The organism is Listeria booriae (assembly GCF_000766865.1).
GTDB lineage: Bacteria > Bacillota > Bacilli > Lactobacillales > Listeriaceae > Listeria_A > Listeria_A booriae.
This window is the reverse complement of sequence record NZ_JNFA01000011.1, coordinates 244,066-256,865: the sequence shown is the minus strand read 5'-3', so window position 1 is coordinate 256,865 and position 12,800 is coordinate 244,066. Positions and strand designations below refer to the sequence as shown.

The following is a 12,800-nucleotide window of genomic DNA, read 5'->3' as shown; positions in this document are numbered from 1 at the left end:
TTTATTCCACTGTGCTAGCCGGTACGACAACATCGTGATTTTTCGGCAAAGTCACGAATTTCATCAAAAAGGCACTAAAAACATAAAGTCCCGCGAACACCCAAATGACACCAACCGTACCAAGACTTCCAATAAAAATTCCAACAACAGCAGGCCCTAAAAACGTGCTCAGTCCCGCGCCTAAATTCAAGATAGACATCGCAGCACCCTTATTTTCAGGAGCAAGCGTCGGCATAATCGCCGAAAGTGGCACATAAGCCGCCAAACAAGCACCGAAGCAACCCGCGATTAGCATCGTCAGCAAGAAGTTCGCGCCAGACCAAAGCGGCACATAATAAAACAGAACCGTAAACGTCGCGCAACCCATTCCGCCAAACCACATCACCGTATTTCGCCAACCGAGCCGATCACTAATAACCCCAAACAATAAGTTGAAAATAATATTCACCGACCAAAGGCAAGCATAGATTTGCAGCCACTCACCACGCGTAAAGCCAATCTCCATAAAGAACAGCGGCATAAACACCGTGAAACCATACGCAGCTGATGTATTAATCGTCCGAACAATACCGCCCATACCGATTTTTGGCTTCTCAAAAGCAATCGTAATTCCTTTCAATAAATAGCCTAAACTTGGTCTTTCACCCGTAGCCTTCTTCGCTACTTTTTCGCGATTCAAAAAGATGGCGATCGTCGCGCCGATAACAACGAAGATTAGCGCGCTCCACAACGTCATCATTTCGCCTAAATACGGTAGCGCAATACTTGAGTACAACGCACCCAAAACATTAAGCCCACCACTATAGCAAAACCAGAAAATTCCGACTGCTGATCCTAGTTTTTCTGTAGGCGCTTCATAAGCTACCCAAACGAGGAACGAATAAGCAAACAACGGATAACCGAAGCCGCGAAGGGCATATGTCGGTAACATCACGTACAAATTATGGCTCGGTAGTCCAACCGAAATAAAGAAGACAGAACCAATAATAAAGATAATCACACCAGCAGTCATCACTCGCTGCGCTCCGAAAATTTCCGATAAAACACCAGAAAACCAAGCCGCAAGCGCCGCCGCGATGCCATAAACACTAAATAATAAAGCGGACTGTTGAATAGAAAGTCCACCGCTGATTAAGAACGGTGATAACCAGCCTTGTTCTAGACCTTCACCCATCATAAAGACGACAAGTCCCGCATAACCCATCATTAATTTTGGAGGCAAACCGATTCTGTTCGTTAAGCTTTTCATCTCATGATCCCCTTTCGATTACAAGTTTGGATTTAATACAACTTTCAGCGAATCTGCACCACTTCTTACTAAATCAAAACCATCCTTAAAATCTTCAAGCGGCAACGTATGAGTAACAACACCTTCTGTTGGTAAGTCTCCATTTTGAATGCCTTCAATCACGAGCGGATAACAATACGGCCCTAAGTGTGAGCCAAGAACGTCAAGCTCCTTCCGGTCACTAATAATACTCCAATCCACCGTCACTGGCTCTTTAAACACCGAAAATTCCACAAAAGTTCCCAGTTTACGAATCAGCGTCAAACCTTGTTCGACCGATTTTTGCGCCCCAGTTGCTTCAATATAAATATCGCAGCCATAGCCATCCGTCAAATCCTTAATAATCGTGACAACATCATCTTTCGCCGGATTTAGCACCATATCAGCACCAAATTTCTTCGCAAGTTCCAAACGATCGTCAAACAAATCAAGAACAATCAACTTCTGAGGACCTGATTTTTTAATCGCACCAATCATTCCTAAACCAAGCGTCCCAGCCCCAGCAAGCACGACCACATCACCTAATTGGATATTGGCACGCTGCACCGCATGGAAAGAACACGCATAAGGTTCAATCAAAATCGCTTTTTCAATCGGCAAATCCTCTGGAACTAAATAATTTATCGCTTCTTTCGTAAATTTCATATATTCCGCCATGCCACCGTTTACATTTTTCTGGAAACCATATAAATCATGTTTCTCACACATCCAATACTGACCGCGCTTACAAAAACGACAATCCCAACACGGTACAATCTGTTCCGAAATAACACGATTTCCGAGCTCAAACTCCGTCACTTGGTCCCCATAACCAACAACGTGTCCAATAAACTCATGACCCGGAATCATCGGCGCCTTTATGTAAGCAGGTTGCTTCTCGTCACCCCAAAAACTAGGAGCCCCGTCAAAAGCTTTCAAATCTCCCGCACAAATGCCGCACGATTCCACTTTCACTAAAATCTCGTGAGGTCCAATCTCAGGAACAGCAACTTCCTCCAAACGATAATCTCCAGGGGCATAAGCGACAATAGCTTTCATTTTTTGAGGGATATCTTTGCCTAACACCACATTGTCTGTACTCTTTTGACACATAAGAACATCTCCTTTTATTTTGATAAAGCGCTTTCTTGATTACTTCCCCATTATATTTTTATTTTCTGACTTTGTCAATCATTTGTTTTCGTTTGTTTTCGTTATTTATCGATTTAGTGAAAAACAAGAATACTATATTGCGATTGAGATACAATTGGCTTTATTATGCTAACACTTAGTTAAAGAGTATCCCTTTCCTAATTTTGTCCACAAATCTATATTTCCACCACTATCCCGACCTGCCAGAAAAAAGGTACACTTATTATGTTGAAAACACTTACAAAAAGCGGGGTGACACGAATTGACGAAATTCTTCAAACAGCTCTACGCGAATAAAATTTGGCTATTCATGGTTTTACCGGGGGTTATCTGGTTTTTAATTTTTGCTTATTTACCGATGTTCGGGACTGTGATTGCGTTTAAAGATTACCGCGTAGATGGAAACGGTTTCATTTCAAGCCTTATGAACAGTGATTGGGTTGGATGGGACAATTTCAAATTTTTATTTAGAACAGATGATGCATTTATTATCACAAGAAATACCGTGCTTTACAATTTAGTCTTTATTATTGTGGGATTATTGCTAGGCGTGGCTTTGGCGATTGTCTTTAACAGCCTCGTGAACAAGCGAATGGCAAAAGTATATCAAACTGGTATGCTATTTCCGTACTTCTTGTCTTGGGTTGTTGTCAGCTACTTCCTTTACAGCTTCTTGAGTGAGGATAGCGGGCTACTTAATTCGCTTATTGTCTCCTTTGGCGGCGATCCGATTTCGTGGTATAGCGACCCACACTACTGGCCCTTTATCCTGATTTTTATGAATATCTGGAAGGGAATGGGTTACGGCAGTATCGTGTATCTTGCGGCGATTGCAGGCATCGATCGGAACTATTATGAAGCAGCAATGATTGATGGCGCGGGTAAATGGCAGCAAATCCGCCACGTCACGATTCCAGCTTTGACGCCACTGATTATCATTTTAACAATCTTGAATGTCGGCAAAATTTTCAACTCCGATTTCGGTTTGTTCTATCAACTTCCGCGAAATTCAGGGCCACTTTTTCCAGTGACGGATGTTATTGATACATACGTTTACCGTGGTTTGACTTCACTTGGAGACATCAGTATGAGTGCTGCGGCCGGACTTTATCAGTCTGTTGTCGGTTTCATTCTCGTTATGCTGACAAACTATATCGTGAAGAAAATCGATCCTGAATACGCACTATTTTAGAAACGGAGGCGAGTTAATTGGCAGAACAAATCGAACGAGTCGAACAATTAGAGCAGGTCAATGGAGACTTACGCCTGCCAAAACGCGAAAAACGCAAAAAAGCAAAACCAGATGTTGTCGACTTCGGGAAAAACATGAACGTCGCAATGAATATCTTACTTGGTTTTCTAGCCATACTATGTGTTTTTCCATTCTTGTACATCATTGTTATTTCATTCAGCAGTCAAAATTCACTAGCAACAGATGGGTTTCGGCTGATTCCAAATGAGTGGAGTACAGAGGCATACAAGTACTTATGGAACATGAAAGGGCAACTGATTCAATCTTACGGAATTACGATTGCCGTGACGGTCATTGGGACGGTATTCAGTGTCGCGATGATTGCCCTATACTCATACGCGATTTCACGTCCACAATTCCGCTATCGCAAGCAGTTCACATTTTTAGCATTTTTCACGATGCTATTTAGCGGTGGAATGGTTCCAGCATACATCGTCATGACACAAGTACTACAATTGAAAAACTCTATCTGGGCACTGATTTTGCCACTCGCAATGAACGCTTTTTACATCATGATTATGCGGACCTTCTTCATTCGCTCGATTCCAGAGCCAATCTTAGAAGCTGCACGAATCGAAGGTGCGAGCGAACTGCGAATCTTATTAAAAATCGTGTTGCCATTATCACTTCCAGGTATCGCAACGATTGCCTTGTTTAGTACACTAGGCTACTGGAATGACTGGTTCAACGCGTCACTTTACATCGATAACCCACACCTAGTTCCACTCCAATCCTTATTGATGAAAATTGAGAATAACTTAGAGTTTATGCGTCAAAATGCAGATATTGCGTTCACATCAGGTGCTTTTAAAGGCATTCCGCAAGACGGTGCGAAAATGGCGATGGTTGTTATTTCGACATTGCCAATCGCGATTACGTATCCATTTTTTCAAAAGTATTTTATTAGTGGGTTGACCATCGGCGGCGTCAAAGAATAGTTTCAGCGAGCGGACAAGCATTCATCTGCGTCGTTAAAGACTCTGTTCCGATGCTCACGTACGTTTGTACGCTCTGCTTCGGTACTCGTCTTTGCCTAGCAGCTAAACGCTTGTCCGCTCGCTGAGATTCGGCGGATGAGTCAGATATTTAGGGACAGTGTGTTTTTTGAAAGATGATGATAAAATGGGGGTTAGAGGGATTTCTGGCCCCAATAAAGGGAGGATTTTTGATGAAGAAGAAAATGTTTCTGATGTTGATTTTGAGTGGGATTTTGTTGGTGATGGCGGCTTGTGGCAGTGATAAGTCGGCGAGTGGGGATGATGCGGTGACGTTGAAGTGGTATATGATTGGTACGCCGCAGAAGGATCACGACAAAGTTATGAAAGAAGTGAATAAATATACGCAAGAGAAGCTTGGCTTTGGTGTGGATATGACGCAAATCGACTGGGGCGACTACGGTAGCAGAATGCAGACGATGATTAATTCGGGGGAAAATTTTGATATCGCTTACACGGCGGCCGGAGAGTTTGCAACATACTCGCAAAAAGGCGCGTTCATGGATATTTCGAAGTATCTAGATAAAGAAGGTAAGAAAATGAAGGCGGAGCTTAATGATGAGCTTTGGAAAGGTGTGACGATGGACGGGAAAGTCTATGGCGTGCCTTCAAACAAGGAAATCGGCGAGCAACAAGTGTATGTTTTCAATAAAAACCTCGTAGATAAATACAAAATGGATGTTTCAAAAGTTAATTCGCTAGCTGATCTTGGGCCACTTTTGAAAGTGATTAAGGAAAATGAGCCGAGCATCACGCCGATTGGTGGGAATAAGGACTTTAAACCGGTGACGCCGTTTGATTACTTGATTGATTCGGCTGTTCCGCTACCATTTGCAGTGAATGAATATGACGATACTGGCAAGATTGTGAATTTTTACGATCAGCCTGAAACGAAACAAATTTTGAAAGACTTGCACACGTTTTATCAAGATGGTTATGTAAGTAAAGACATTGCGACGTCTACGGACCCGTGGTCTTATGAAAAGGAAAACTGGTTTGTGCGTATTGAGAAATATCAACCATACGCAGAATCGATTTGGAACAAGCAAACAAATGGTCAATATGAAGTTGTCACACAACCGATTATGAAAACACCGGTTATCAAAAATAGTTCGGTAACTGGAGCAATTCAAGCAGTTTCTGTCACATCGAAACATCCGAAAGAAGCTGTGGAATTCTTGAATCTATTAAATACCGATCCATATTTGCGTAATTTGGTGGACAAAGGAATTGAAGGCACGCATTACAAAGAGCTTGATGACGGCCGTATCGAAGACTTGCCAGCGCGCGTGGAGAACTACACAATGCCAACATATGCGCTTGGAAACCACTTCATTTTGAAATTGTATGAAGATGAGCCAGCAGACAAATGGGTGAAATTTGAAGAGTTCAACGCAGAATCCAAACCATCACCAGGTCTCGGTTTCTACTTCGATTCTAAAAACGTCCGCACAGAAATCGCGGCAATCACCAACGTATGTAATGAGTTTGGCCCAGCGCTACTAACAGGAACCGTTGATCCAGACACCTACATGCCGAAATTCAAAAAGAAACTAAACGACGCGGGCATGAAAACCGTAATGGAAGAAATGCAAAAACAATATGACGCGTTTAAAAAAGAGAATCAATCTTAAAAAGTAATCACAAGCCATCTATCCCTATCGAAATGTGGGGCTAGGTGGCTTGTTTTATTGGGCGATTCTGCAAGATTTTCCAATAATTTAGTTTGATGTAGTCACGATTTACGGTATACTAAAAGTAGAAAATGACAAACAACAGAAAAGGGAGATTACAATTATGAGAAAAACAGCAAGGCAACGCTTATCAGGAGTGTATTTTTATTCATTTATCGTTTGGCTCGTGTACATGTATGTGACGAATGAGATGGGATTCAACCAAGTTGGGTTTGGAGATTATACAATTAGTATACCGACTTTAGCGGATTTATTCCCTGACACCATCTTAATTTCCATCGTTTGGGGCCTCATTTATTTATTCATTATTTTACCGCTTGGTGCCTCGATGGAATGGTTCTTCTTAGATATTGCGGACAGTGAGAAACCAAGTTGGCGCACGCTTTTATCTGTGTTTACAAATCAGAATTATATGCGCTTTTTCGTGGCGAGTTTACTCATTTTGATCTTTCTTTTTTTATGGTCGCTACTACTGCTTGTGCCTGGAATTATCAAATCGTTTAGTTACTCGCAAACGTTCCGATTGATGCGGGAAAATCCAGAAATGGGCGCGCTAGAAGCAATAACGGAGAGTCGGAAACGGATGAACGGTATCAAAACCGAACTTTTCATTCTGCAACTGAGTTTCATCGTCTGGCTGATCGTGCCAATTATCGTCCTCATAACAGGTATCGTGATGGACAGCCAAGCGATTAGCGCAACTGCGGACATCCTATTCTTCATTGTTTGGGCGTTCATCGGACCGTATTTCCAAACAGCAAATGCCGTATTCTATATAGAACAAATTCGAAAAGCAGATTGGGAGGAATAAACATGGCTGAAACAGTAGAACAATATATGGCGGATTTAGAAATGGACGAACAACGCCAATGGACAGCAAAATTCGTAACGTTTATGCGTGAAAATTACCCTGACTTTGAAGAAAAAATATCCTATCAAATTCCAACTTTCAAATTTGGCAAGCAATACATCGCTTTTTCAAACGCCAAAACCCATTTTTCCGTGCATACGCTTGATTTTGAACTAGTTTCCGAGATGAAAAATCGTCTGCCAAACGCGAAATTTGGTAAAGGCTGTGTCAAAGTGAAATTTAAAGACGAAGACGCGATTCCAGTACTATTTGATTTTTGCCGAGAAGTCGTCGTTCGTAATCAGGTCGGTTAAGGAGGGCAAAGCGATGAATAAATATCCAGCCATCCATAAAGCAGCGCTACAACTAAAAGGCGCAACGCATGATTATAAAGAAGAATGGACAGCCGACCGTTATTTTGTGGGTGAAAAAATATTTGCAATGTTAGGTACGAACAAAGAAGGTCGCGACATTTTGACAGTGAAAGTGGAACCGAGTCAAGGTGAGATTTTGCGAACAGAGAACCCTGCGATTATTCCAGGCTATCATATGAACAAGTCGCATTGGGTTTCCGTGCTGTTGGACGAAGAGAAGAACGAAGAATTCTTGGCTAAACTGCTGGCGCATGGTTATGAACAAGTTCTGCGAAAGTTGCCGAAGTATAGACAGAGAGAGATCGAAACTATGTAAATAACGGGTATTTTAAAGGTTGTGATTTAGGATACGATTTCCTGAATTGCAACCTTTTTGCGAGCAATAAAATGAGTAAAATTTAACATCTCAAGGAAGCGCTTGCCTATATATATTTGCAAAAACAAAGGGATATAAAGCACATATTGTTGGCATTTCATAGTTTTTCTTGCCAAATGTTCACAAAAAATTCACAATTGAACCTAACAAATATTAGCTTTTATTTGCTATAATTACAGAGATAACTCAAATATGAGCTATTGATTTTATAAAAAAAGAAGGAGTTGAATGGCATGTCAGGACAAATTAGAATGAGTCCAGCAGAACTACGTGATCGCTCAAAAACTTACGGTCGCAAAGGACAAGACATCGAACAAATTTTAAGAGAATTAGAACAGTTACAAGAACAATTACGTGGTGAATGGGAAGGGGAAGCATTCCGTAAATTCGATGATCAATTCCAACAATTGAAACCGAAAGTAACGGATTTCTCTAACTTAATGCACCAAATCGAACAACAATTAAGCAAAACTGCAACAGCTGTGGAAGAAAACGATGCAGCTCTATCTCGCAACTTCGGCTTAAACTAAAGCGCTACCAGAAATTGCATGAAGTATACATATTACTAGTCTTTATGCAGTTGTCAAAAGGCCATGCAACCAAGAGTGTATGGCCTTTTCTTAATTTTATAAGTAGAGATGAACGATCATCTGAAAAAAAGAATTTGATGATTCGAAGTACAGGGGTGCTTCTTCTATATAACTAACTACGGGAGTGGATACAAGTGAAAAAAATAAAGTGGAGCGTGCTGGTCTTTTTTGTGCTGGCCTTGCTTCTTTCTGCGGGGACTTCGTTCTTAGCATTAGAACAAAATGCAACGAAGAAGGAAACAGAAGGAACGATTAAGAAGTTATCAATCGCACTTGTGGATAATGATAGCGGGACGGTAGTAAATGGCAGGGATATTAATTTTGGAGAAGCACTAACAACCAAGGTTTTAAGAGAGAATGACCAAGAATGGCAAACGGCCCCGGCTAATTTTGCTAGAAACGGGCTGAAAAGTGGTACATATGATTTGATGATTACAATCCCGCAAAATTTTTCCGAAAAAACAATGTCTATGGACTCGGAAAACCCAGAAAAAGCGACGATTGAATATCAAATTAGTAAAACAGGTAATAAAGACGCCGAAGCGGAAGCTGAACGTGTGGCATTAGAGAAAGTCAATGAACTGAACGAACGTGTTATCGAGGTTTATTTTGGCACGATTTTAAACAGTTTACAAACAGCGCAGGATAGCATTCAGAAATTGGTAGCGAAAGAGGAAACATACGGCTCCATCTACAATGACCACGTGAACGCACCACTGTCACAATATACGCAACAATTCAAAACTGTGCAAGATTATACAGGCACATCCAAAGAGAGCTTTCGTAGCTTACAGGACATTCTAAAAGGGTTCGGAACAGGGCTTGCAGACGGCACTAAAACCAATGAAACCTATTTCCAATCCCTCGAAAAACTAGCAAAAAACCAAGAAACCAATGCGCTAGTGACGAAATCATTCGCAGAAAAAATGACACAAAACGACCAAGCGATGTCAACAGGAGACGTCTCCGAACAATTGGCTAACCTCAAAAGCTCCAATGACGCCATTTACGCACAGTTTCAGAAAATGGAAGAAAACAAAACAATGGCAGTCCAAGTCGACAATGTTCAGAAATATCTCGACACAATAAATGAGCAAGTAGCTATGATCAACGACGAAGTAACAACAAAAATGGGCGATGGCCTCACAGAAAACGTCCGAACAGATTTGCAAAACTACATTTCAGGGCAAGACTCAGGAAACCCTAAAACGATATCGCTAAATGATTTGGCGGACAGCAAGTTACACGATCGCTTTAACGATGCTATTTGGCGGGCGATGCAACAATTGAGCAACCACGATAAGCGCGTTTTTGAGAAAGCGATAGAAGACGGTGCTTATGATGCCGGAACGTATTTAAACGTCCTGAAACTAGCAGAAAAATACGCATCCGAGAATAACAAAGATTGGGATTACAGCATTTCAGCTAAATTACCGCGTGATAAAGAAGTCGACGATGCGATGGCGGCTTATATGACGGAGAAATTGGATGAAATTAAAGCTGTAAGCAGCAGTGTATCAGGCTATTATCGCTATCCAATCACGACGGAAGTCCAAATTGAGCCATCGAAAGGAACACAGCGATTGTATTTTGCGGTTCCACGTGACTTTTACATTTTTGAAGGAATCGACGCTGTTAAAATTAGTTCAGATGCGCATCCAGATGCCATTGCTGATATTAGTTACGATGCGGATAAAGAGCTGTGGTATATCGATTTGAAACCGGAAGTTACGGCAGAAACCGAACAGGCATTTAGGGCGAAATTAGCGATTGATTTGTATATGAAGCCGGAAACGTTAACGAGTTCGTTTATCCAGCAGCCGATTGCGATTGACTTGTATAAAGAAATTACGACACCATCAGAACCAGTGACACCGATAGATCCAACAGATCCAACAACTCCAGGTGAAGAAGAAGGCGAAGGTGGAGAAGAACCGGTAACACCAGTAGTGCCAGACCCTCCAACAGTGGAAACGAGCCGTATTGGAATCGACACGCAGTACATGTTGAAACCAGAAGAAGTCGAGCAAAAACGCCAAGAAGTGCTAAACGACTTGCGATCAACCGTTAAAAGCACTGCAGATGATACCGCAAAATACGTAGCGCCATATTATCGTCTTGCAGAACTATTCCGCGTGTATTACGGCATCAATGCAAGCAATGAAACGCTTGATTTAGACGGAAAACGACTCACAGAACTGGCAACTGCTAATTCATACTACACACAATTCAACAACGACCGCATCGCAGCCATTGTTTCGGCAATTACCGATAGCGTCACAAGATTCATCCAGCGAGACCTCACAATTTTTAAACAACAAGTAGACGAATCGCAAACACGCGTGGCGACAACGAAAGAAAATGCCAACGTGCTCACAGAACGCCTAAACGAAACGACCGCACAAGCCGCAACGATGAACCAAAGCGTCGCAAAAATGCTTGAAAACGTCGAAGCGTGGCGCAAAGCAAGCCTTGAATTACTTGACAAAGGCGGTGTTGTAGTCACCAATACAGGCGATGAAAAGTCAGCAACATTAGCACTAGGTAGCGAATTCCAAACACTGCTTACACAAAGTAAATCGCTTGCCGATGCTTCCACATCCAACCTTAATTCCGCAGACAATGTTTACAAAACATTCGACGCCATCGATCAACAAGCTAAAAACATTCAAAATAGCGGACTCGGTATCGTCACGCAAGCCCAGCGACTATCGACAAACATGTCTGATAAATTAGGGCAAGACCAAACATTTGCTGGTAATTTTGCTGATGTGATGAAAAATAGTCGTGTCGGCGATCGTCCGAACGAAGATCTATACAATTTCTTGAGTAACCCGGTAACGAAAGTAAAAGGGGACACGATTGCAGCGGGAGACACGTTTACACCGTATTTGATTGTATTAGTATGCTTTATTGTGGCGCTTTTCACAGGCTATGTTATCGCGGCACAAGAACGTAAACGTAGGCAAGAAGATGATTTTGAAGAAGAGATGGCGCTGGCTTACCAAAACACGCCGATTACATTGCTGACAGTTGGTATCGGACTCATTGAAGGGGCAATTATTGGCGCGATTTCTGCGTACTTCCTTGATTTGCATAACGTCCTTTTTGTGTCATGGATGGGGATTATTGTCCTTATTATGCTCGTATTCGTAACGATTGCGACGTACTTGTTACGCCAACTACGAATGATTGGGATGTTCCTGCTCCTCGTGATTTTGGCGATGTACCTATTCTTAACCGAAGCAGTTGGTCTGAAAATTGATAAGGACTCGATATTAGCAACCGTGCGTTCGATGTCACCACTACAATACGTGGAGAATTTGCTCAACAGTTTTGCGAGTCGAGCGGATGATTGGTTGATCTTGATGTATAGCTTAATTGGTGCGGCTGTTATTGGTATCGCAGTGAATCTCTTTGTATGGCACCGCAGCAAACAAGTAGAAGGAGACGATGATCATGACGCATAAAAAAATAACACGTTTCCTCTTCGCCACTAGCATGGTGGTTGGCCTTAGCCTCGCGCTTCCAACCGCTACGCTAGCTGCAACAGACGAGGATTCCTATCTCGGTGATGACGGCAAAATGGAAGTCCAAGTAGACCGCGCTACAAAAACCGAAGCAGAAAAAGCTGCCGAAAAAGACAAAAAGCAAACGGCGGCCGAAGAATATCAACTCAATTTGTTCTCCAAAGAAAATGAAGCACGCGACGCTGAAATCAAAGCGTATGAAGATAAGCAACTAAAAGATTTGAAAGCCTCCTTATTTGCAGACGAAGGCACGAAAGTCGATGCGTCAAAAGTGACACGAGCTACATTGTTCAAAGAAAACACATCGGCTGCACAAATCAACACAACAGATGCAAACGAGACGGAAAAAGAAAGCAAGACGATCTGGTGGGTACTCGGAGGCATCGCGGTTCTTATTTGCGGGTTGCTCTACACACTAGTTCGTAAAGTATGGGAATAAAGAAGGGAGCATAAAACAATGGCACAAGACACACATATCAACGTCACAATCAATTTTAAAAAATGGGGTGGCCGGACGCATGACTTGCGAATTCCGAAACACCAACCAGTCAAAGCGTTGCTGCTCAACCTTGTCGAAACGTTAAAAATGACGCAGCCAAACATGTCGCACTGCGCGATTAAAGTGGCGAATAAAGAATTATTGCTTACAGACGACGACAGACTTACCGATTTTCAAATTACAGACGGGGACATTATTGAAATTTTATAAAAGGGAGACTA

At 42.1% G+C, this 12,800-nt stretch carries 13 protein-coding genes; 11 read left to right on the top strand and 2 right to left on the bottom strand.

Annotated elements, in window-relative coordinates; genetic code table 11:
- Position 1: 1 nt before the first annotated feature.
- Both EP57_RS04515 and EP57_RS04510 read right to left on the bottom strand, forming a co-directional pair.
- Complete coding sequence (locus tag EP57_RS04515) at positions 2 to 1,249, bottom strand: MFS transporter (RefSeq protein ID WP_036084595.1); 1,248 nt, start codon at positions 1,247 to 1,249, stop codon at positions 2 to 4.
- Between the two features lie 18 nt (positions 1,250 to 1,267).
- Positions 1,268 to 2,380, bottom strand: a complete 1,113-nt coding sequence (locus EP57_RS04510) for an MDR/zinc-dependent alcohol dehydrogenase-like family protein (RefSeq protein WP_036084594.1) — start codon at positions 2,378 to 2,380, stop codon at positions 1,268 to 1,270.
- A 349-nt stretch (positions 2,381 to 2,729) separates the two neighbouring features.
- Between EP57_RS04510 and EP57_RS04505 the strand changes: the two genes are divergently transcribed.
- From EP57_RS04505 to EP57_RS04460, 11 genes are all read left to right on the top strand, one after another.
- Positions 2,730 to 3,611 carry an ABC transporter permease gene (locus EP57_RS04505; RefSeq protein ID WP_052167579.1) on the top strand — a complete coding sequence of 294 codons (882 nt, stop codon included), beginning with the start codon at positions 2,730 to 2,732 and terminating at the stop codon, positions 3,609 to 3,611.
- Positions 3,612 to 3,628: 17 nt separating this feature from the next.
- Positions 3,629 to 4,609: a carbohydrate ABC transporter permease gene (locus EP57_RS04500; protein WP_036084590.1), complete on the top strand. Its 981-nt coding sequence runs from the start codon at positions 3,629 to 3,631 to the stop codon at positions 4,607 to 4,609.
- Between the two features lie 166 nt (positions 4,610 to 4,775).
- Complete coding sequence (locus EP57_RS17265) at positions 4,776 to 4,910, top strand: hypothetical protein (protein ID WP_260443468.1); 135 nt, start codon at positions 4,776 to 4,778, stop codon at positions 4,908 to 4,910.
- Entirely contained in the window at positions 4,852 to 6,300 is a 1,449-nt protein-coding gene (locus tag EP57_RS04495) for an ABC transporter substrate-binding protein (RefSeq protein WP_241480709.1), read from the top strand. The genes EP57_RS17265 and EP57_RS04495 overlap by 59 nt, the downstream gene beginning before the upstream one ends.
- Positions 6,301 to 6,463: 163 nt before the next feature.
- On the top strand, positions 6,464 to 7,171 hold the full coding sequence (locus tag EP57_RS04490) for a DUF975 family protein (protein WP_052167551.1): 708 nt from the start codon (positions 6,464 to 6,466) through the stop codon (positions 7,169 to 7,171).
- A gap of 2 nt (positions 7,172 to 7,173) precedes the next feature.
- Entirely contained in the window at positions 7,174 to 7,524 is a 351-nt protein-coding gene (locus tag EP57_RS16415) for an iron chaperone (RefSeq protein ID WP_052167550.1), read from the top strand.
- A gap of 13 nt (positions 7,525 to 7,537) precedes the next feature.
- Positions 7,538 to 7,900: an MmcQ/YjbR family DNA-binding protein gene (locus EP57_RS04480; protein WP_036084586.1), complete on the top strand. Its 363-nt coding sequence runs from the start codon at positions 7,538 to 7,540 to the stop codon at positions 7,898 to 7,900.
- 293 nt (positions 7,901 to 8,193) lie between these two features.
- Positions 8,194 to 8,490, top strand: a complete 297-nt coding sequence (locus tag EP57_RS04475) for a WXG100 family type VII secretion target (protein ID WP_036084585.1) — start codon at positions 8,194 to 8,196, stop codon at positions 8,488 to 8,490.
- Positions 8,491 to 8,684: 194 nt separating this feature from the next.
- Positions 8,685 to 12,020 (top strand): type VII secretion protein EsaA, encoded by a 3,336-nt coding sequence (esaA, locus tag EP57_RS04470; RefSeq protein ID WP_036084583.1) that lies wholly within the window; start codon positions 8,685 to 8,687, stop codon positions 12,018 to 12,020.
- Complete coding sequence (essA, locus tag EP57_RS04465; RefSeq protein ID WP_036084582.1) at positions 12,010 to 12,519, top strand: type VII secretion protein EssA; 510 nt, start codon at positions 12,010 to 12,012, stop codon at positions 12,517 to 12,519. The genes esaA and essA overlap by 11 nt, the downstream gene beginning before the upstream one ends.
- Before the next feature lie 18 nt (positions 12,520 to 12,537).
- Positions 12,538 to 12,789 (top strand): EsaB/YukD family protein, encoded by a 252-nt coding sequence (locus EP57_RS04460; RefSeq protein ID WP_036084580.1) that lies wholly within the window; start codon positions 12,538 to 12,540, stop codon positions 12,787 to 12,789.
- The last annotated feature ends 11 nt before the right edge of the window (positions 12,790 to 12,800 follow it).